Raw genomic sequence first — 20,894 nt, 5'->3', positions numbered from 1 at the left:
CGAAAGGTTGCGGTTAATTTCAGATTCAGCGAATGTTCGAGGTTCGGCTTCCATCAGGGTGCACCGTTTGAATTCGCAACGAATGTAGGCAACGCGCCCTGTAAAGCAAGCACTCTTGTGCAATTTTTGCTTACCGGAGAACAATTTACGGGCAACCACCGGTCGCCAATCCCCCCACCCATCCTTCGGCATCCAGGAGGCCGATACTCTCTATGGCGCGGTTCCAATGGACAACCCTTCGAGGATAACCACGGAGCCGCGTCCTCCTTTTGTACCGAAAGCGCCCGGGTATCCCCATATCACCCCCGATAAAGCCATTTTGCCGGGCCACGGCGATACATTTCATGACGCGACGTTGTGGCCCATTGGGGTTTCCATAATGCCGCGTCCTTTCTTTATAGACTGGGCCGCTAGGGGAGCTTGTGATTCCAGATTGCCTTGCGGGCCCGCTTGGGCGACACTCCCGGACCTGATTTTCCCAGGGGAAGCCCTTTCCCTGCTGGAAAATTGTTCCACGTAGAACATGTTTATTGATCCCAAAGTGTACGATGTCGCGGTTGTCGGTGCCGGTCATGCCGGTATCGAGGCCGCCTTGGCCGCTGCCCGCCTGGGCTGCCAAGTGATGCTGATTACCCAAAACCTGGACACGATCGGCCAGATGTCCTGCAACCCGGCCATCGGCGGCCTGGCCAAGGGGCATATCGTGCGCGAGATCGACGCCCTGGGCGGCATGATGGGCCTTAATACGGATGCCACAGGGATTCAGTTCCGGATGCTCAATGGCAACAAGGGCCCCAGTGTTCGCGCCCCCCGGGCCCAGTGCGATAAGAAGGCCTACCAGTTCCGCGCGAAGGCGCTCTGCGAACGCCAGCCCCGCCTTACCCTCCGCCAGGGGCATGTCGTAGAGATCGTCACGGAGGGAGACGCCGTGGCCGCCCTTCGCACGAACCTCGGCATGGAGATCCGCTGCCGGGCGGCGGTCATCACTACCGGGACCTTCCTGCGCGGCCTGCTGCACGTGGGCCTCAACCACACCCCCGGGGGCCGAATGGGGGATGCCGCCTCCACTTTGAGCGAAAGCCTGGCCCGCCTGGGCTTCGAACTCGGCCGCTTTAAGACCGGGACGCCCTGCCGGATCAACGGCCGGACCGTCGATTTCTCCCGCACAACCCGCCAAGATGGGGATACCCCGCCGCCCCCCTTCTCCTTCCTCCCGGAGCGGATCAATCCCACCCCCAACGACATCTTTACTCTGAACCGCGTGGAAGGCGAAAAGTTCCACGTGGAACAAATCCCCTGCTGGATCACCCATACCACGGCCCAAACGCATGAGCTGATCCGGTGCAATCTCGACAAATCTCCCCTCTACGCGGGGATCATCGAGGGGATCGGCCCCCGGTACTGCCCCTCCATTGAGGACAAAGTGGTCCGGTTCCCGGAGAAGGAGAGCCACCAAGTGTTCCTGGAGCCCGAGGGTCGCCATACCGAGGAGATTTACCTAAACGGCGTCTCCACGAGCCTCCCGCACGAGGTCCAGTACGCCTTCGTCCGGTCCATCCCCGGGCTGGAGAATGCGGAGATCCTGCGGCCCGCCTACGCGGTCGAGTACGACTACGCTCCCCCCACCCAGCTCTACCCGACCCTGGAGACCAAACGCGTGGGGCACCTTTACTTCGCCGGGCAGATCAATGGCACCTCCGGGTACGAGGAAGCCGCCGCCCAGGGGCTCGTCGCCGGGGCCAATGCCGCCCTCAAGCTCCTTGGCCGCCCTGCCCTCACCCTTACCCGGGCGGAGGGGTATATCGGCGTCCTCATCGACGATCTCGTGACCAAGGGGACCCAGGAGCCGTACCGGATGTTTACCAGCCGGGCCGAGTACCGCCTGCTGCTGCGCCAGGACAACGCCGATCTGCGCCTCACCCCCCTGGCCCACCGCCTGGGCCTCGTGGACGACGACCGCTGGGCCGCCACCCAGGCCAAGACCGCCCAGCTGGAAGCCGCCCGTGCCTTTGCCGATGCCGAACGTTTTGAGGGAACGCGCCTCTCCCAGTGGCTCCGGCGTCCCGAGGTCTCGGCAGAGCAGCTCCACGTGGAACTTCGCGCCCGGTATCCCGAGGCCGTCTGGTCGCTCCTGGAGACCGACCTCAAGTACGAGGGGTACATTCGCCGCCAGGAGGCCCAGGTGGCCAAGGCCCGCGCAGGGGAGGCCCGCCTCATCCCGGAGCGCCTCGATTACACCGTCGTCCCAGAGCTACGCGCCGAGGCCCGGCAAAAGCTCGCCCAGATCCGCCCCGCTACCTTTGGCCAAGCCGGGCGCATTAGCGGCATCACCCCCGCAGATCTCGCCATCCTGGAAATCTGGCTCCGCAAGACAGGGGGAACCTGAACCGCCCCCCTCCGCGACCGCGTCGGAGCCCAAAAACCCGGAAGGAAACAGCCTTGGAACGCACTTAACCTACTTATCCACAGCTTGTTATATCTACCGATACCGGCGGGCCTGCTTCCTGCTGTTTACCCACCCCTGGAAAAACTCGCGTCCGAGCGCGATTTGACCTGGAAAATATACTGGTCCGGGCCTTCTTTGTAACCTATCCTAACGTCCCATCTTATGAAGCTTCGTCTCCCCCCACGGCGCGATCTCTTTGCCATGCTTATCAGCAGCGCTATAGCTGCGTCGTCCGCCACCCTCCAGGCCCAGGCGCCCACCTCCGAAGCCGCCGCCAATGCAGCCCAGGAGCTCATGAACAGCGGCAAACTGCCCGAGGCGGCAGCCGCCTTCGAAGACGTCATCAAGAAATACCCCACCTCCACCCTCATCCCAGACACCCAGTACCGCCTCGCCAACCTCTATTACATCATCGGCGAGTACGATAAGTGCCGCTCCCTCATCGACAAAATCACCCGGCCGCCTTCGCCCGACGACATCGTAGAGCTCGGTTTCGGCCTGCTCCCGCAGATGCTCGCCGCCAAGGCCGAGAAAGAGAAAACCGACGCCGCGCGCAAAGCCGGTTACGAGAGCGCGCTCAAGGAATACGACGCCTTTCTCCAGAAATACCCCGCCAGCACCCAGGTCGAGAACATCGTCTACAGCCGCGCGCTCGCCTATTTCCAGATCGCCCAGTACGACAAAGCCTCCGACACCCTGCGCGAGAACCTCAAAGCCTTCCCCAAGAGCGAGACCATCCACGAAAGCCAGATGCTGCTCGCCCTCTCCGAGATGACCCGCGGCTGCCTGCTCGCCCAGGCCACCCCCGGCGAGGCCAATCCGCAGGCCGACACCGCCTTCAACGAAGGCGAACGCCTCCTGGCCGACATCATCACCCGCCGGCCCGACCTCGGCATCGTCAACGACGCCCAGCTTCACCTTGGCGAACTCTACGCCAACCGCGCCCTCTTTGCCCCCAGCGAAGCCCAGCCCGCCCTCATTGAAAAGGCCCTCCACGCCTACCGCAACCTGATGCCCAAGGACGCCGTCCTCGCCGCCCAGGAAGAGCGCGTCAAGCGCCTGCGCGACCGTCGGCTCGCCGCCCTCCAGGCCAAGAACATCGCCCAGATGAAGACCCTCGACGCCATGGTCGAGCACGAGATCGAGAAACTTGCCGCGCTCAAAGGCAAAGGCGACCTCTCCCTTACCGCACAGATCAAAGTCGGCCAGCTCTTCCTGCAAAACGGCGCCTGCGACGAAGCCCGCCTCGTCTTCCGCGAAATGCAGCCCTTCGCCCAGGCCGACGACCAGAAAAAGACCCTCCAATACTACCTCACCCTGAGCTACGCCCAGCAGGCCCCCCGCCTCCCCGCCGAGACCCGCCCCGCCTTCCTGCAAAAAGCCGTCGCCAGCTACAACACCTTCCAGCAAGCCTACAAAGGCGACGAACTCGCCGAGAACCTCCCCTACACCATCGGCTCCCTCTTCCTGGCCACCAACCCCTCCAAAGCCCTCCAGTACTACCAGGAGCAGATCTCCCTCTACCCCAAAGGCCGCCTGACCACCGAGACCCTCCTCATGCAGGCCCGCGCGCTCGTCGCCCTCAAGCAGTTCGACAAAGCCCTGGCCACCTTCCAGAACTTCCTGAAAGAAAACCCGAAACGGGACGTCGCCGCCGCCGCCCAGCTCGGCGTAGCCGACATCCTGCGCGAAAACGGCCGCATCGACGAAGCCCTCGGCGAGTACGGCAAAATCGCCGCCTCCTACAAAGGCCTCCCCCAAGCCGAAATCGCCTCCTTCTTCGTCCCCAAGCTCCAGCTCGACAAAGGCGCTAACGAACTGGCAATCAACGGCTTCACCGAATTCCTCAAAACCTTCCCCAAGAGCGAACAAGGCTCCATGGCCAAGTACAGCCTCGCCCAGGCCTACAGCCGCAAAGGCGACCCCACCAGCGCCATGCGCCTCTTCAAAGAAGTCGCCACCGACTACCCGAAATCCGAAGCCGCCCCCTACGCCTACTTCGAGCAGCTCGCCCTCCTCCAGGGTGCCGACAAAGCCGAGGCCCGGACCACCCTCATGCGCGAATTCCTCCAGCGCTACCCCGAGTCCGACAAAGCCTACTACGCCTACAACAGCCTCGCCCAAGACAAGCTCGCCGCCAAGCAAACCCCCGAGGCCATCGCCATCTACAACGAGATGGTCCACAAACACCCCTCCGACCCCCTCACCGCCCTCGCCCTCTTCAACCTCACCGCCCTCTGGACCAGCCAGGCCAACGCCCTCGGCCAATACTACGGCCTCAACGACACCCAGCGCACCGAGTGGAACGCCGCCATCGACAACTCCATGGCCGCCGCCGAGAAGCTCATCGCCACCTTCCCCGAAAACGAACAGCTCCCCAACGCCCTGCAATACGTCGTCCTGAACCAAAAACTGCTCGCCAACGCCAAAATCAAGACCGACGACGACATCACCGCCTACTTCAAAGCCCAGGCCGAAAAATCCACCGTCCCCCAGACCCGCAGCAAAATCCTCTTCACCCTAGCCTCCTTCACCTACGAAAAGGACAAAGAAAAGGCGCTTGAGCAGATGAAGGCCGCCTACAACCCCGGCCTCCTCTACGCCCCCGCCGACCTCGATCTCTACGGCAACGCCCTGCTCGACACCAGCCGCCTCCCCGAGGCCACCGCCGTCTTTAGCAAACTCGCCGCCGACTACCCCCTGCCCGATCCCGCCCACCCGGAAAAAGCCCCCGCCCAGATCCAGCAAGCCCAGGGCATCGCCCTCTTCGGCCAGGCCAAAATCCTCCAAAAACAGGACAACACCGTCGCCGCCGCCGAGAAATTCGAGACCTTCAAACGCCTCTACCCGAACTTCTCCCCCGCCAAAGTCCTCGAAGCCAACTACGTCATCGCGCTGGCCGCCCACCAGGCCAAACAAGACGACAAAGCCGGTCCCCTCCTCATCCAAATCTTCCGCACCCCCGCCGCCGCCATCGAACTGCGGGCCAAAGCCATGCTCCTGCATGCCAAAATCCAGGAAGACAAAAACGAGCTCGCCCCCGCCATCGACGAAAACCTGAAAATCGCCCTCTTCTTCGACGCCGTCCCCACCGTCGCCGCCGAAGGCCTCTGGCGCGGCGCCCAGCTCCTGGAAAAACAGGCCGCGACCCTGCCTCAAACCAGCCAGAACCCCAAAGACCCCACCAAACCCGCCCAGCTCCAAAAAGCCCTCAAAGCCTACAAAGACCTGGTCGCCAAATACCCCAGCGCCCCCCACGTCGCCGACGCCAAAGTGCGCATTTCCGCACTGGAACCGAAATAGGGTTCCTGAAATCTGTCTGTTTTTAGCCACTCATGGCTAACTTTGACCACTTTTCGCTCACACCACCCCCCCAAGCGCCCCCGAAACCGGGGGGTGGGATAACCCCGACAGAGGAAAAGAAGTTCTCACTAGCCTTTGGCATTGAAGATGCTAATCTGGCGGCTCTCACTATCTCACCATGAGCGCAAGCATCTCCAGACTCCAAGCAATCAAGGCCGTGACTGAGTACAAGCCCAGCGATACGGATTTCCGTAGCGTCTTTTCGGCTGACCTGTACGGTTCCAACGTCTTCGGCCCGGCGGAAATCAAAAAACGCCTTCCCAAAGACATCGCCAAAAGCGTCCTCAAGACCATCGAAACCGGTGCGAAACTCGATCCGACCGTAGCCGACGTCGTCGCCACGGCAATCAAGAACTGGGCCTTGGAAAAAGGCGCCACCCACTACGCCCACGTCTTCTATCCGCTGACCGGCCTTCCCGCCGCCAAGCACGACTCCTTCCTCTCTCCGGAAGGCGTAGGCTCCGCCATCACCGAATTCTCCGGCAAAACGCTCATCCAGGGTGAGCCCGACGCCTCCTCCTTCCCGAGCGGCGGCATCCGCTCCACCGCCGAAGCCCGCGGCTACACCGTGTGGGACGTCACCAGCCCCGCCTACATCCGCGAAAGCCCCAACGGCACCACCCTTTACATCCCGACGGCCTTCATCTCCTGGACCGGCGACATCCTTGATAACAAGACCCCGCTGCTTCGCGCCGCGCAGGCTCTCAACATCCAGGCCCAGCGCATCCTGGCCCTCTTCGGTCACGAAAAAGTCGCTCCCGTCGCCTCCACGGCCGGCGCCGAGCAGGAATACTTCCTCATCGACCGCAACTTCTACTACGCCCGGCCCGACCTGCTCAACGCAGGCCGCACGCTTTTCGGCGCTCCCTCGCCCAAGGGCCAGGAATTCGAAGACCAGTACTTCGGCATCATCCCCGAGCGCGTCCTCGCCTTCATGCAGGACTCCGAACGCGAACTCTTCAAGCTCGGCATCCCGGTCAAGACCCGTCACAACGAAGTCGCCCCGGCCCAGTACGAAGTCGCCCCGGTCTATGAGACCAGCAACCTCGCCGCCGATCACCAGCAGCTCGTCATGTCCACGCTTCGTGGCGTCGCCACCAAGTACGGCCTGACCGCGCTCCTCGCTGAGAAGCCCTTCGCAGGCGTCAACGGCAGCGGCAAGCACCTCAACGTCTCCCTCGGCAACTCCACGCAGGGCAACCTGCTCGAACCCGGCGAAACGCCTCACGCCAACGCCCAGTTCCTGCTCTTCGTAGGCGCCGTCATCCGCGCCGTTGACATCCACGCCGCACTCCTGCGCGCCGTCGTCGCCAGCGCCGGAAACGATCACCGCCTCGGAGCCAACGAAGCGCCTCCCGCCATCATCTCCATCTTCCTCGGCGAACAGCTCGCCGACGTGTTCGAGCAGATCCGCAAGGGTGGAGCCAAGACCAGCAAATCTGGCGGCACCATCAACATCGGCGTCGACACCCTGCCTCCGCTCCCGAAGGACGCTGGCGACCGTAACCGCACCAGCCCCTTCGCCTTCACCGGCAACAAGTTCGAATTCCGCGCCGTCGGCTCCAACCAGCCCGTCGGCCCTGGCATCGCCGTCCTTAACGTCATCATCGCCGAGTCCCTGGACTACATCGCCACGGAACTCGAGAAAGTCGCTCCCGAGAAGCTCAACGAAGCCATCCAGAACGTCCTTCAGAAGATCGTCAACGAACACGGCAAAGTCATCTTCAACGGCAACGGCTACTCCGAAGAATGGCACGCCGAAGCCGCCCAGCGCGGACTGCCGAACCTCAAGACCACGGTGGACGCCCTCCCGGCCTACACCTACCCCACCACGATCGCCGCCTTCGAGAAATTCGGCGTTCTGACCAAGCGCGAGCTCGAAGCCCGCGAGGAAATCGGGTTCGAACAGTACGTCAAGACCGTCAACGTCGAGGCCAACCTCGTCGTTGAGATCGCCAAGACCACCATCTACCCGGCCGCCGTTCGCTACCAGAGCGAGCTCGCCGACAGCGCCGCCAAGACGAAAGCCGCTGGCGTCGAAGCCGACACGACCGTTCTCGCGCAGGTTGCCACCCTCTCCAAGGAACTCCTCGCCTCGGTCAGCAAACTGGAATGCGTCCATGCGCAGGAAGTCGCCGGCGGCCTCAAAGCCGAAGCGGCCCACTACCGCGACGCCGTCATCCCGGCCCTCGCCGAAGTCCGTGCCGCCGCCGACGCGCTTGAAGCCGTCGTGGCCGACGACCTCTGGCCGCTGCCGACCTACCAGGAAATGCTCTTCATCAAGTAAGGAGCTTTTTCCAAGTTAGGCAAAAGTTTGGGCCGCCTTCGCGCATCCGCGTGGGGCGGCCCTCTTCATTTATAACCCCCATCCAATTCCACACCCGGCCACCAGGCGCGCGCAGCCCGATACTCTTAATGGCGCGGCTCTGAAGTGGAACCCAAAATGGAAGTACACCTCAGGGCCGCGTCCTCTTTGTGCCCGGTTGTTCTTGCCAAGCGCCCCAAGCAACGCTTGATTGCAAGAAAAAGGAAGGACCTCTCCCGGCTTATGACTCCCGACAACGCCTCCGTCCCTCTCTCGCCGTTTCACCGGATCGAAATCAACGAACCGCTGCGCTACCTCCTCACCGATCCGCGCGACAAAGACTTTTCCCTGCGCACCATCGCCCGCAAAATGGGCCCCGACGGCCGCGAACTCGTCCACATGGACCTCGTCATCGCCGGGCGCGAGACCCGGGCCGCCTTCCCGCTCGCCCAGCGCTACCCCATCCACTTCGTCAAGACCTACCAGCCCTGGAGCTTCCATGGCGACCCGAAAGTCGAATACGAGAACCACCTCGCCGCCGCCAAAATCCTCGGCGCCCCCGAGCCCATCGGCTACGACGGCAACTCCATCCGCTCCGCCTTCCTGCCCGGCAGCCCGTTAAGCCGCCTCTCCCCCTTCACCGACGTCCAGCCCCAGGAGCGCTGCCTCGGGATCGCCCAGCAGACCCCTCCAGCCACCCTCATCGGCCTCTGGAAACTAGCCGAAGAAGCCTTTGGCCAGCTCGAAGCCCTTCACGCCCGCAACTTCTACCACCGCGACCTCGAGCTACATAACCTGGTCGTCTGCACCGCGCCCGTCCGCGTCTTCATCATTGATTTCGAGAGCGCCGAGCAGGAATTCACCGGCACCGACGAAGAGCGCGCCGAACTCCGGTTTACCGACCTCGCCGAGCTCCTGCGCCTGGCCATCTACATCCAGAGCGGGCTCGGGCGCCAGGAGGGCCCCCTGGCCGATGCCGCCTACGAAGCCCTTCCGAAGCTCTTCCGCGCCGGGCTCTACGACACCTTTGCCTCCCGCCTCGCCGCCGCCGACCGCCGGGCCGCCGGAGAATAGTCCTGGGGGTCACCCCCAACCCGGGCAGAACTCTTCCCCGACCTCCTCATCGGATAATTCATGTGGCACTTTTTGCGAAATTCTGAGAAAAAAATAGCCATGCTCAAGGAGTTTAAGGAATTTGCTCTGAAGGGTAGCGTCCTCGATCTTGCCGTTGGCATCATCATCGGCGCAGCCTTCACCAAAGTCGTCAATTCGCTCGTCACCGACATCCTCATGCCGCCGCTCGGGCTCCTGACCCAGACGAGCGACTTCGTCAAGCAATGGGGCATCCCCCTGCCCATCCCCGGCATTGGACAAACCACGATCCGGATCGGCTCCTTCCTGGACAGCCTCGTGCAGTTCCTCATCATGGCGTTTGCCATCTTCCTGCTCATCCGTGGCATCACCCGGCTGCGCGCTCCCGCCCCGGCTCCAGTAGCTCCCCCAGCCGCCCCGGCCACCCGCGAGTGCCCCTACTGCACCTCCATCATCTCCCTGCGCGCCACGCGCTGCCCCAACTGCACTTCACAGCTGCCGCCCGCCGAATAGAGCATTCCTTCCCCCCACCGTCCGCAATCCGCCTCCCCGCGCGGACCTTGCGAACCGGAACCCCACGATTCTCACCATCGCCCACACGGTTGCCCTGTAGATAGCTTGACCTCCAAGCGCCGTTGTCCTATGCGTTGACCAAGTTTTTTATGTCAGACCCCGCACCCCAGACCATCAGCCTGAACGATATCGGCCGGCGTTACGTCGGCGCACTCCAGCACCTTGGCGACCTGATGGTCCTTACCTGGGCGGGTGCCCGGGTGGTTACCGAAGCCGGTTACGAGGAAGTCTTCCGGTCCGTAGCCGGCCTGCCCTCCACCCCCTTTCGGCTCAACTTCGAGTCCGCGCGCGCCGAAGCCGCCCGGTGGAATTTCAAAAGCAGCCTGGGCGACATCCTGGGGCTCAACCAAGTTTTCCTAGAGGATATCCGGAAAATCTGCGGCCTCGTTTCATTCAACGTCGCCAAGCAATCCGGAAACGGCGATCTCGCCTCATTGGCCGCGGAAATCAACGCCGAGACGGGGTCAGTCGACATTCCAGCGCGTCTCAAGCACCTCAAGGAACGCTACAGCCTCTCGATTCCCCTCGAACCGCAGATGCAGAGCCTCCACGCGTTGCATTACAATTTTATACATACCGGAGGTGTCGTTCCGCAAAACGGCGCCATCACCCTGCAACTCAAAGTCATCCAACCTCCCGCGGAAGGCCAGAAGGAGCCGCGGTTGGCCGATTACCAGCGGACGTGGAACCCGGGCGAACGGATCGCCGTTTCGCGCGAGGAACATGCCGCCGTTTTCACGACCGTGTCGATTTTCCTGAACTCCATGCTCGCGTCTGTCCAGGAGTTCGCCAAAGCGTTTGGGTTGGATGAACACCCAGAACCCCAATGACCGATTTGTTAGCGTCTGCACCGCCCCCGCCCGACCTCCCACCGCCGAGCTTCATGAATCCCCTGGAAAAGCGGATTCAGTATAAATTCCGCAACTCGCTTCTCCTAGCCGAAGCGCTGACCCACCCCTCCCTGGGCCACGAGACTCAGCGCCATCATTTCGACAACCAGCGCCTTGAGTTCCTGGGCGACGCCGTCCTTCAGCTCATCTTTACCAAGCATCTTTTCGAGCGTTTCCCGACGCTCCCCGAGGGGCACCTCACCAAAATGCGCTCGCGGCTCGTCTCCCGCGAAGGCCTCAAAGTCCACGCCATCGCCATCGGCATCGGCGAGTACCTCATGATGGGCCGTGGCGAGGAATCCAGCGGCGGCCGCCTGCGCGCCTCCGCCCTGGCCGACGCGTTTGAAGCCTTGATCGGCGCCATGTACCTGGATAGCGACTTGGAGATCGTGCGGCAGTTCGTCCTGCGCGAAGCCGAGCCGGATATCCAGAACCTCCAGCACGAGCCCGTGGACGTGAACCCCAAGGGACGCCTCCAGGAGATCCTCCAGGCCCTCTCGCCGCGCAGCCCTTCCTACGACATCGTGGGACAGTCCGGCCCCGAGCACCAGAAGCACTTTGACGCCGTCGTCAACTGGAACGGGATTTCCCTCGGCCATGGCAGCGGCAGCAGTAAAAAAGAGGCCGAAGTCGATGCCGCCATCAACGCACTCACAGCCCGGCTTTGGGAGGCGGATAACGTTGGGGATAACGCCCCAACAACTGCGAATAAGCGGGATTAACTTCGGGGTCCCGGGAGTTCTTGGTCACCGTTCCCGGTTTGCCTCCAAGTTCTTCACCGGTTTATTTCCGCGTGGAACCGGCCCCAGTCCGATGTGGAACGCTCCCGAGGCGGGTTATTCACACAATGAAGATTAAGAAGTTCTATTTAAAAAAATAAAATCATCTTAAGAACGTCGGGGATAACTTTGGCCAACCCAGCGGATTTCCCGAAAGCACAATTCTTCCGCATCGAACCTAAACACCGCATTCGTTTCCCACTCGTATGATCACCGAACTCGCATTTGTCGCCACGCCCGTCACCGATATGCGCCGGGCCCAAACTTTCTACGAAGGCATCCTCGGCCTGAAATCCACCCACGAGGCCGTCGAGGGCCATTGGGTAGAGTACGAGCTTCCCGGCGGAACGTTCGCCATCACCGACATGCAGCCGGAGTGGAAACCCTCCAACCAGGGGACCGTGGCCGCGTTTGAGGTGGACGACATCGACGATACCGTGGCCCGCTTGAAGCTCAACGGCGTCGAGTTTTTCGAGGATCTTTTTGACACGCCCGTCTGTCGCATGGCCGTCGTCGCAGACCCCGACGGGAATAAAGTCACCATCCATCAGCATAAAAAGTAGGATTTTTTCGCGCAAAAGAGCAAAGCCGCAAAAAGGCGAAGGGAAGAGTTCCCACCTCTTTGCGGCTTCGCGGCTTTGTGTGAGCCCAATGCCTTTTATCCGCCAGCGTGGGGCATGGGGACTGCGGTAAAATCCCAATTTTCCGTTGTCGTGCCGGGCCAAGCCGCTATTCTCTACGCACCATGCTCGACATCAGGCTCATCCGCGAAAAACCCGATTACGTGCGCGAACGGCTCGCCACCCGCAACGGCGACGCGCACCTTAAAATCGACGAGATTCTGGCGTGCGACCGCCGCCGCCGCGAACTCGAAACCCGGCTCCAACAGCTCAACGCCGACCGGAAACGCCTGAGTAAAGAAATCGGCGCGAAACGGGCCAAAAAAGAACCTTCCGAGGAGCTCGAAGCGCAGGTTCGCGGCATCGGTGAGGAAATCACCAAGCTTAACGAGGAAACCGCCCAGGCCGACGAAGCCCAGCGCAATCTCCTCCTCCAGCTCCCCAACCTCCCCTACGATCAAAACCCGATCGGCGTCGACGCCAAGGACAACCCCGAAGTCCGCGTCTGGGGGACCAAGCCGGAGTACGCCTTCACCCCCGCCGACCACGTCGCACTCGGGGCCAAGCTCCATCTTTTCGACCCCGAACGGGCCGCCAAAATCAGCGGCAGCGGGTTCATCTGCTTCACCGGTCCTGGTGCGCGTCTGGAACGGGCGCTCATCAACTTCTGCCTCGACCTCCACACCCGGCAGCACGATTACCTCGAAGTCAGCCCCCCCTTTGTCATCCGGCGCGACTCCATGGTCGGCACCGGCCAGCTCCCGAAATTCGAGGAAGACATGTACGGCCTCGAAAACGGCGAAGTCTTCCTCGCGCCCACGGCGGAAGTCCCCGTCACCAATCTTCACCGGGAGGAGATCCTCGCCGAGGCCGAGCTTCCCAAGCGTCTCGTGGCCTACACCCCGTGCTTCCGCCGCGAAGCCGGTTCGGCAGGCCGCGAAACCCGGGGCCTCATCCGCGTGCATCAGTTTGACAAAGTCGAGCTGGTCAAGCTCGCCACGCCTGAGACCTCGTGGGACGAACTGGAGAAACTGACCGGCAACGCCGAAAAAGTGCTCCAGCTCCTGGGCCTGCACTACCGGGTCATCGAACTTTGCACCGGCGACATGGGCTTCGGCTCGGCCCGCACCTACGACATCGAAGTCTGGGCGCCTGGCCAGAACGCCTACCTCGAAGTTTCGAGCTGTTCCAACTACACCGACTTCCAGGCCCGCCGGATGAACCTGAAATTCAAGGATTCGGAAGGCAAAAACCGCTTCGTCCACACCCTCAACGGTTCGGGGACCGCCATGCCGCGCCTTTTCGTCGCGCTGGTGGAAACCTACCAGCAGGCCGACGGCAGCATCAAAATCCCCGAGGCGCTCCAGCCCTACTTCGGTTCGGCGGAGATCCGGTAGGCAGGTTTTTGTGCCTTTTGCGCCTTTTTGCGGCTAAAAAAGAGGGATGAACCTCGACCTGCCCCCCCTTTCCCGGACGGCCCGCTACCTGGTGGCCGTTTCCGGGGGGCGCGATTCCGTGGCGCTGCTTCACGCGCTCATCGAGGCCGGGTTCACGCGCCTCATCGTCTGCCACCTCGACCACGGTCTGCGCGCCCGAGCCTCGGCGGCGGACGCCCGGTTCGTTGCCAGCCTGGCCCGGCGGCTCGGGCTGGAGCTTGAAACGGAAAAGATCGATGCGGCAAAAGTGGCCCGGGAAACCGGCGAATCCATCGAAACCGCCGCCCGCCATGCCCGTTACGCGTTTTTCGCCCGGGTGGCCCGCCGTCGCCGATGCCGAACGCTTTTTCTGGCCCACCACGCCGGGGACCAGGTGGAAACCGTCCTTTTCAACCTCTTTCGCGGTTCGGGGCGGGCTGGCCTGGGCGGCATGAGCGCAGATAGCGAACGCATCGAGGGGGGCGTCCGGCTGCGCCTACTGCGGCCGCTGCTCGGCGTCTGGCGCGAGGAGATCGATGCTTATTTAACCCAGAACGGCTGGACCTTCCGCGAAGACGCCAGCAACGAAAGCCGCCAACACACACGCAATCGCATCCGGCACGATCTCATCCCCGCGCTGGAGGCCGTTTTTGGCCGTGACGTGCGCGGGGCCGTCTGGCGCGTTGCCGCGATCCTGCGGGACGAGGAAACATGGCTCTCCGCCTTGATGGGCCCGGCTCAGACAGGAGCGGAACTGCCCACGCCAGTGCTCAAAGCCCAGCCTGCTGCGTGGCAGCGCCGCCAGATTCTCGCCTGGCTACGCCAGAACGGTGTGCCAAATGCCGGATTTGAGGAAGTCGAGAGTGTCCGTTCGCTCCTGGAGCCGGGGGCCGTTGCCAAGGTGAACCTGCCGGGGGATCGTCATGCCCGCCGCCGTGCCAAGCGGCTCTTCCTGGAATAGGAAGCAAACCTGTAAAAAACAGAAGGCGCAAGGTGTCTAAACCTTGCGCCTTCTTTCATAGGGGAAACAGGTGTAAAGATAATAAATTCTGCTCTATTTGCAACCGGAAATTTGAGGAAATTATAATCGGAGCCGGGGCCCGGAAAAGGGGTAAAAATGAGAGCAAAAACGAGAGATTTCCCATTTTTGAAAAAGCAACCTCGCAAATGAGATAACAATTTCACCAAACCGCCAGAAATATTTTCCAGCCGGGCAGAGCGTATCCCTCTGTAGAACTTGTTATTACCTAGTGTCACAGGCCACCGTGCCATGGGAAAAACAAAAGCTGGCATTGCATGGGCGCACGAGATGCTTTTATAACTCCCGTAGGCGTCGGCAAGTGGGCTGGCACCACCAACTCAACCACCAAAAAAAATATGCTCCAGAAAATCAAACAAACTCGCGGGGGCTTCACCCTCGTGGAAATCATGATTGTCGTGGCGATCATTGCCCTCCTGGCGACGCTCGCCGCTCCGAACATTATGCGGGCTCGTCTGCGCGCGCAGGCCACCGCAGATAAAACCAGCCTCCAGCTGATTGACGCAGCGATTGACCAGTACACGCTGGAGAAGAACATCGCGACCGGCGGCACTATCGCCGCTGCCAACTTGGCTTCGTATGTAAAGTCCAACTCCGTGCTGGCCACTCAGTTGACGAATGGAACGGTATACGATACCGGGAGCAATACGCTTTTTACTTCAGCAACTGTTGGCGGAACTCTGACGGTTCCGGACGCTACCTATGCCCGGTACAAGAGCGTTGTTGACGGCACCAACTTCTGGCTGCCGTTTGCTTCTACCGATAAGTAGTCCTTGGATAGACTCTTGAACTTAACACCAGCCGCCTGGAAACGGGCGGCTGGTTTTTTTTGTGCCTTGGAAGCGCTATTTCCCAGCAACCTTCCCGTCCTTGCCCACCTTGAAGGCACTGGGGCAGAGGTCCTTCAACTCGCATCCGGCGCAGTCCGGGTTGCGGGCGGCGCAGCGGCGGCGGCCATGCCAGATCAGCCAGTGGCTAAAGTTCGTCCAATCAGCGCGCGGCACCAGCGCCATGAGATCCTGCTCAATCTTTGCGGGATCGGTCTCCTTCGTCAGCCCCAGCCGCCCGGAGAGCCGGGCCACGTGAGTATCCACCACCACCCCTTCATTGAGCCCGAAGCCGTTGCCCAGGACCACGTTAGCCGTCTTGCGGCCCACCCCTGGAAGGGCGGTGAGCGCCTCCATATCGGCGGGCACCTGGCCATTGTAGCGTTCGATCAGTGCCGCGCAGAGCGCCCGGATGTTCTTCGCCTTATTGTGGAAAAAACCGGTGGAGCGGATCGCATCTTCCAGGTCCTCCTGGCTCACCTTGGCGAAAGCCGCGGGCGAGGGGTAATCCTTGAAAAGCGTTTCCGTCACCATATTTACCCGCTTGTCCGTACACTGAGCCGAGAGCACCGTCGAGATGAGCAGCTGGAAGGGATTGTCGGAGACCAGCTCGCAATGGGCGTTGGGGTAGACACTCGGGAGGACTTTAAGCAGCGCGGTGATGCGTTCAGATCGGTTCATGGATGGGATAAAGATTGCCTGTGTTTTCGGAAGCATCGCACAGAATCACCCCGAAGGCAGCGCCGGAAGCGGCTTTTTTTTCCGAGCGGCGAGCCCTCCGGATACGAATCGAGAGAATGCCCGTTCTCTTCCCCGCCCTTCGCAAGCTAAAGCTCAAATTCAAGCGCGAGCTGCTCGGGAGCGCCTCGCGCGCCGTCACCGATTTCCGGAGCCGCCGCCAGATCCGCTACCGCGTCGCCGCCTGCCTGCGGTTCAAAAACGCCGCCCGCTATCTGCCCGAGTGGCTGGAGTTCCACCACCTCGTGGGTGTCGAGCATTTCTACCTCTACAACAACAACTCACAGGACGACTACTCAAGCGCCCTGGCTCCGTACCTGCGCGACGGCCTCGTCACCCTCCACGAGTGGCCCCGGGTCCCCGCCAGCCCGTCAGCCGAAGAGCATTGCGTGGCCCAGTACGGGAAATTCGCCCAGTGGATCGCCTTCCTCGACGACGACGAATTCCTCTTCCCCGTCAAAGCCCCCTCCCTCGCCGAGGCCCTCGAACCGTACCGCGCCCATCCCGCCGTAGCTGTCTACTGGCGGATGTTCGGCTCCAGCGGCCACCGCACCCGGCCCCCCGGCCTCGTCATCAGCAACTACACCCGCGCCCAGGAGCAGCCCTTCCGGTTGATCAAGAGCATCGTCAACCCACGCCGGATCCTGCGCGCCAAGCCCTCCACGCATTACTGGCTCTACCGCCATGGCCAGAGCGCCGTCGATGAGCAGTTCCGGCCCGTCTCCGCCTCCAAAGGGCCCGGGCCGGTCAACGAAATCCTCCGGATCAACCATTACTGGTCCAAATCCTACGAAGACGGCCTGGCGAAATTCGGCCGCGGCTACGTCGACCGCTGGGGCATGGAGAACCCGCGCACCATGGATACCTGGCGCGAGAACGACGCCACGATGAACGCCGTCGAAGACCGCGCCATCCTCCGCTACGAAGCCGAGCTCAAAGCCCGCCTGGCCGCGCGGGGCGTCTTGTGCTAGCCTGTCGGACGCCGAGGTTTACTGTAAAGGTGCTTAAAAAAGCTAAAACGTTGACTTCCCCCCAGCTCTTCATAGCCTGATCCAAAATCCTCTTCTTCAAACCCAACCATTGTTCTTAATGAAACTCGAAAGTCTGAAACAAGCCGCCAACGAAGCGCGCGGTCTGGCGATTGACGCCGTCCACAAATGTTCCTCCGGGCACCTCGGGCTGCCGCTGGGATGCGCCGAGATTGGTGCCGCCCTTTTTGGCGAGGCCCTGCGGTATAACCCCTCCGAGCCAAAGTGGCTGGGCCGCGATCGCTTTATCCTCTCCGCCGGGCATGGCTCCATGTTCCTTTACTCCTGGCTCCACATCGCCGGGTACGATCTTTCCATCGAAGAAGTGAGCAACTTCCGCGTGCTGGGCAGCAAGACCCCCGGCCACCCCGAGTTCCGCGAGACCCCGGGCGTCGAAGCCACCACCGGCCCGCTCGGCCAGGGCATCGCCAACGCCGTCGGCTACGCCGTTTCCGGCAAAATGGCCGCCGCCCGCTTCAACACCCCCGAGCACACCATTTTCAACCAGAAAGTCATCGTTCTGGCCGGGGACGGCTGCATGCAGGAGGGCGTCGCCCAGGAAGCGTGCGCCTTTGCCGGGCACGCCGGGCTCGATAACCTCATCCTCATTTACGATTCCAACGACGTCACCCTGGACGCCATGGCCGACGCCTCGCAGAACGACGAAACGCCCAAGCGCTTCGGCTCCCTCCAATGGGGCGTTCAGACCGTCGACGGCCACGATATCGAAGCCTTCCTGGCCGCCTTTGAACGGGCCAGAAACGCCAAGAGCGGCAAGCCCCAGATCATCATCGCCAAGACCGTCATCGGCCAGGGCATCCCCGAAGTCGCTGGCACCAGCAAAGGCCACGGCGAAGGCGGTGCGAAGTTCGCCCAAGCCGCCAAGAAAGGCCTCGGCCTGCCGGAGGATTCCTTCTACGTCTCCTGCGACACCAAAGCGTATTTCTCCGACGTCAAAAAAGCCCGCCAGGCCGACTACGAAGCCTGGAAGGCCACCTACGAAGCTTGGCGCGCCGCCAACCCCGACAAAGCCGCCCTGCTCGATAGCGGCGTCGCCCAGGAAATCCCCGCCGACCTCGCCTCCCGCATCCCCGCCTTCCCGGCCGATGCCAAAATCGCCACCCGCAAAGCAGGCAGCGACGTCCTCCAGCCCATCGCCCAGGCCCTTCCGCTCGTCGTCAGCGGCTCCGCCGACCTCTACGGCTCCACCCTTAACTACATCCAGGGCGGGGGCGACTGGTCGCAGGCCGACTACGCCGGGCGCAACGTCCGCTACGGCATCCGCGAGCATGCCATGGGCGGCATCCTGAACGGCATCGCCTACGACGGCATCTTCCGTCCCTCGGGCGCCACGTTCCTGGTTTTCGCCGATTACCTGCGGCCCTCCATCCGCGTCGCCGCACTGGCCAAGCTGCCCGTCGGCTACATCTTCACCCACGACAGCATCGGCGTGGGCGAGGACGGCCCCACCCATCAGCCCGTGGAGACCGTCAGCGGCCTGCGGGTCATCCCGAACCTCGACGTCATCCGCCCCGCCGACCCCGAGGAAACCGCCGGAGCCTTTGCCGCCGCCTACCAGCGCCTCGACGGCCCCACCGCCCTCATCCTCACCCGCCAGGCCGTGGCGAACCTGAGCTTCGCCCCCGTGGAAGCCCGCCGCGAAGGCGTGGCCAAGGGAGCCTACGTGCTGGTCCGGGAAACCGCCCCGCTGGAGCTGATCCTCCTGGCCGCGGGCAGCGAAGTGCAGCACGCCGTCGCCGCCGCCAAAGAGCTGGGCGCGGGCGTGCGCGTCGTCTCCGTGCCGAGCATGTTCCGGTTCGACCGCCAGAGCGCCGAGTACAAAGAATCCGTGTTACCGTCTTCGAGCCGCCGCCGCGTGGCCATCGAAGCGGGCGTCACCGGCCTTTGGTACAAATACGTTGGGCTCGACGGCACCGTGATCGGCATCGACCGCTTCGGCATCAGCGCCCCGGGCAACCAGGTCATGGAAATCCTGGGCATGACCGCCGCGAACGTCGTCGCCACCGTCAAGGCGCTCAAATAGCAGCCCGCCCACGGTAAAAAAATTCAACGGCAGCCGGGAAACTGGCTGCCGTTTTTTTGTGCCCGGTGAGGGGAAAAAAGACGCGGAGAATCAACGGGTGATTCTCCGCGTCCGGCCGCGTTTTGGCGCGGGGCTTCCCAGGGCAACGTGGATATTACTAGATAAAAAAACGAAACGGGTGCCACTAGTGGCACAAAATGCAATTCTCTTAAAATTTTTTTGTGGAGTTCACTTTTCCCTCGTTTTTCCTCGTTGCGAATCTACAGATTCCCCCACCGCTGCGAATCAGAAATTCGCCTCCACAGACGTTCCCAATCTGGAGATTGGGAACGAGGACGCAAACTGCTCCTTATTGCAAGAGTGCTTGGTGTAACGCTCAACGATTTGATTCCACAAAAGGTCAGTAGTCTGCTGAAGTATTTCAAAAAGTAATTCTCTCCTCGACCGCTGCGACCGCCGTTTTTCTATTTCTCCCGGGCCTCGGCGCGGCTCATCGGGTGCAGTGGCAGGCCAGCCTTGCGGGTGGCTGCCTCGTCGGCAACGAACGCCTTCCCCGCCGCCAGATCGTAGCTGAAGAACCAGTGGTCCAGATTCTGGACGCCGCTTTCGTAGCCCCAGATCACCACGTCGATTACCTGGGAGCCGTCCTCCGGCGGCTCGGGCACGTTGCAGTAGAGATGGTCGATATTCGGCGTCTTCTTAAGCGAGAAAACCTGCCGCATGAGCTCCAGCCCCGCCTGCGCGACCCCGTCCGTGTTCACCTGGTGCCAGCGCCCCTGCTGATCCTTCAGCAGCAGGGCAATCTTCGACGCATTGCTGGCAAAGCGGTCGGTGATCACCACCGTGTTGCCATCTCCGGAGAGGGAAGCCATCGCGCTTCGGTCGTACTCATAGAGCCGCGTCATTTGCTTCGCCGCGTAGTCTTTCAACCAGATTTCGTGGCGGCCCTGCCCGTCGCCATAGTGGACGAGCTGCAAGCCGCGCGCCTCCGGTTCCTGGTCCGGTTGGAGCCCCTCGGGTGCCTGATCCGGGCGGGCCATGGGAATGGGCGCGAGTGGCGGCCCGAAGGCCGTTGGTTCGCCGATGTCGTAGGCCTCGTATTTCCCGCTCACGATGCGCTCCTTGCCCGGCTGCCCCACGCGGATCGTCACCGCCGCCAGCACGTGCAGGGTTTGCGTGGGCTGGCTGCTCGTCGCACGCAGTTTGCCCTTTAAATCACAGGCGAATACCAGGTCCTGCGCGCCCGCCCACTGCCGGGGGCGCACCGTGCAGAGCGTCCCCTCGTCCTTGGGGTCAAAGCGCGGCTTCTCCTTCTCCTTGAGCAGCGAAACCTCGAACGGCTCCCCGCCCTCCAGCCCGTGCCGGTACGGGCTGCCGAGCGCCGTGGGTTTATCGTTTTCCAGCGAGAAAACCTGGGTCTCCGTCCCGTCGAAAATCGCGACATAGCGCTCGTCCGGGCTCCAAAGCGCGTCCATATCTTGGGGTTTGCCAAAGATCATCAGCGGGTAGGACTTGCCCGAGGGGGTGTGGACGAGATGGCAGTCCGAGGAGCTGCGGTGCTCAGTGGTCCAGCTAGCCCACAGCTCCCATTTCCGGTTGTAGGAGTGGAAACAAGCCCCTTCGCCGGAGCCGGTGCCGGAGGTGGAGACCTCGCCCGCCGCCAGCGCGGAGAGCCCGCAAAAGAGAACCGCCAGGCAGAGGGGAAAGGCTTTCATGTCTTTAAAGCGGTGGGCCG

At 62.3% G+C, this 20,894-nt stretch carries 15 protein-coding genes; 13 read left to right on the top strand and 2 right to left on the bottom strand.

The features are described from left to right. Window positions 1–523: 523 nt before the first annotated feature. The 11 genes from mnmG (at window position 524) to B2828_RS01795 (ending at window position 15,292) form a co-directional block, all read left to right on the top strand. Window positions 524–2,386, top strand: coding sequence for a tRNA uridine-5-carboxymethylaminomethyl(34) synthesis enzyme MnmG (mnmG, locus tag B2828_RS01845; protein WP_479631971.1), 1,863 nt, complete (start codon window positions 524–526; stop codon window positions 2,384–2,386). A gap of 222 nt (window positions 2,387–2,608) precedes the next feature. Then, window positions 2,609–5,749, top strand: coding sequence for a tetratricopeptide repeat protein (locus B2828_RS01840; protein ID WP_479631970.1), 3,141 nt, complete (start codon window positions 2,609–2,611; stop codon window positions 5,747–5,749). Between the two features lie 178 nt (window positions 5,750–5,927). Then, entirely contained in the window at window positions 5,928–8,096 is a 2,169-nt protein-coding gene (locus tag B2828_RS01835; protein ID WP_479631969.1) for a glutamine synthetase III family protein, read from the top strand. A gap of 261 nt (window positions 8,097–8,357) precedes the next feature. Beyond that, the gene (locus tag B2828_RS01830) at window positions 8,358–9,188 is read left to right on the top strand and encodes a BUD32 family EKC/KEOPS complex subunit (protein ID WP_479631968.1); all 831 of its coding nucleotides are present in this window, start codon (window positions 8,358–8,360) and stop codon (window positions 9,186–9,188) included. Between the two features lie 99 nt (window positions 9,189–9,287). Beyond that, a complete protein-coding gene (mscL, locus tag B2828_RS01825) occupies window positions 9,288–9,719 on the top strand; it encodes a large conductance mechanosensitive channel protein MscL (protein WP_479631967.1) in 432 nt (143 codons plus the stop codon). A 149-nt stretch (window positions 9,720–9,868) separates the two neighbouring features. Further along, window positions 9,869–10,609, top strand: coding sequence for a hypothetical protein (locus B2828_RS01820; RefSeq protein ID WP_479631966.1), 741 nt, complete (start codon window positions 9,869–9,871; stop codon window positions 10,607–10,609). Next, complete coding sequence (gene rnc / locus B2828_RS01815) at window positions 10,606–11,391, top strand: ribonuclease III (protein WP_479631965.1); 786 nt, start codon at window positions 10,606–10,608, stop codon at window positions 11,389–11,391. The genes B2828_RS01820 and rnc overlap by 4 nt, the downstream gene beginning before the upstream one ends. 263 nt (window positions 11,392–11,654) lie before the next feature. Continuing rightward, complete coding sequence (locus B2828_RS01810; protein ID WP_479631964.1) at window positions 11,655–12,011, top strand: VOC family protein; 357 nt, start codon at window positions 11,655–11,657, stop codon at window positions 12,009–12,011. Between the two features lie 182 nt (window positions 12,012–12,193). After that, entirely contained in the window at window positions 12,194–13,465 is a 1,272-nt protein-coding gene (serS, locus tag B2828_RS01805) for a serine--tRNA ligase (protein ID WP_479631963.1), read from the top strand. A gap of 46 nt (window positions 13,466–13,511) precedes the next feature. Further along, entirely contained in the window at window positions 13,512–14,444 is a 933-nt protein-coding gene (gene tilS / locus B2828_RS01800) for a tRNA lysidine(34) synthetase TilS (protein WP_479631962.1), read from the top strand. A 416-nt stretch (window positions 14,445–14,860) separates the two neighbouring features. Next, window positions 14,861–15,292: a competence type IV pilus major pilin ComGC gene (locus B2828_RS01795; RefSeq protein WP_479631961.1), complete on the top strand. Its 432-nt coding sequence runs from the start codon at window positions 14,861–14,863 to the stop codon at window positions 15,290–15,292. 75 nt (window positions 15,293–15,367) lie between these two features. On the opposite strand, the gene nth is transcribed toward B2828_RS01795, so the two are convergent. Beyond that, window positions 15,368–16,030, bottom strand: a complete 663-nt coding sequence (nth, locus tag B2828_RS01790) for an endonuclease III (RefSeq protein WP_479631960.1) — start codon at window positions 16,028–16,030, stop codon at window positions 15,368–15,370. Between the two features lie 116 nt (window positions 16,031–16,146). Between nth and B2828_RS01785 the strand changes: the two genes are divergently transcribed. After that, window positions 16,147–17,058: a glycosyltransferase family 92 protein gene (locus B2828_RS01785; protein ID WP_479631959.1), complete on the top strand. Its 912-nt coding sequence runs from the start codon at window positions 16,147–16,149 to the stop codon at window positions 17,056–17,058. Window positions 17,059–17,176: 118 nt separating this feature from the next. After that, on the top strand, window positions 17,177–19,159 hold the full coding sequence (gene tkt / locus B2828_RS01780; RefSeq protein ID WP_479631958.1) for a transketolase: 1,983 nt from the start codon (window positions 17,177–17,179) through the stop codon (window positions 19,157–19,159). A gap of 464 nt (window positions 19,160–19,623) precedes the next feature. On the opposite strand, the gene B2828_RS01775 is transcribed toward tkt, so the two are convergent. Then, a complete protein-coding gene (locus tag B2828_RS01775; protein ID WP_479631957.1) occupies window positions 19,624–20,874 on the bottom strand; it encodes a hypothetical protein in 1,251 nt (416 codons plus the stop codon). Between the last annotated feature and the right edge of the window lie 20 nt (window positions 20,875–20,894).

The organism is Spartobacteria bacterium UBA695, assembly GCA_002298145.1.
Classification (GTDB): domain Bacteria; phylum Verrucomicrobiota; class Verrucomicrobiia; order Chthoniobacterales; family Chthoniobacteraceae; genus UBA695.
Note: the sequence above shows the minus strand (reverse complement) of the source record. Positions and strands in the feature narration are given on the sequence as shown.

Excerpts from the sequence above, each read along its gene's own strand:
- mnmG (WP_479631971.1), top strand. The coding sequence starts at position 524 with ATGTTTATTGATCCCAAAGTGTACGATGTCGCGGTTGTCGGTGCCGGT.
- B2828_RS01840 (WP_479631970.1), top strand. The coding sequence starts at position 2,609 with ATGAAGCTTCGTCTCCCCCCACGGCGCGATCTCTTTGCCATGCTTATC.
- B2828_RS01835 (WP_479631969.1), top strand. The coding sequence starts at position 5,928 with ATGAGCGCAAGCATCTCCAGACTCCAAGCAATCAAGGCCGTGACTGAG.
- B2828_RS01830 (WP_479631968.1), top strand. The coding sequence starts at position 8,358 with ATGACTCCCGACAACGCCTCCGTCCCTCTCTCGCCGTTTCACCGGATC.
- mscL (WP_479631967.1), top strand. The coding sequence starts at position 9,288 with ATGCTCAAGGAGTTTAAGGAATTTGCTCTGAAGGGTAGCGTCCTCGAT.
- B2828_RS01820 (WP_479631966.1), top strand. The coding sequence starts at position 9,869 with ATGTCAGACCCCGCACCCCAGACCATCAGCCTGAACGATATCGGCCGG.
- rnc (WP_479631965.1), top strand. The coding sequence starts at position 10,606 with ATGACCGATTTGTTAGCGTCTGCACCGCCCCCGCCCGACCTCCCACCG.
- B2828_RS01810 (WP_479631964.1), top strand. The coding sequence starts at position 11,655 with ATGATCACCGAACTCGCATTTGTCGCCACGCCCGTCACCGATATGCGC.
- serS (WP_479631963.1), top strand. The coding sequence starts at position 12,194 with ATGCTCGACATCAGGCTCATCCGCGAAAAACCCGATTACGTGCGCGAA.
- tilS (WP_479631962.1), top strand. The coding sequence starts at position 13,512 with ATGAACCTCGACCTGCCCCCCCTTTCCCGGACGGCCCGCTACCTGGTG.
- B2828_RS01795 (WP_479631961.1), top strand. The coding sequence starts at position 14,861 with ATGCTCCAGAAAATCAAACAAACTCGCGGGGGCTTCACCCTCGTGGAA.
- nth (WP_479631960.1), bottom strand. The coding sequence starts at position 16,030 with ATGAACCGATCTGAACGCATCACCGCGCTGCTTAAAGTCCTCCCGAGT.
- B2828_RS01785 (WP_479631959.1), top strand. The coding sequence starts at position 16,147 with ATGCCCGTTCTCTTCCCCGCCCTTCGCAAGCTAAAGCTCAAATTCAAG.
- tkt (WP_479631958.1), top strand. The coding sequence starts at position 17,177 with ATGAAACTCGAAAGTCTGAAACAAGCCGCCAACGAAGCGCGCGGTCTG.
- B2828_RS01775 (WP_479631957.1), bottom strand. The coding sequence starts at position 20,874 with ATGAAAGCCTTTCCCCTCTGCCTGGCGGTTCTCTTTTGCGGGCTCTCC.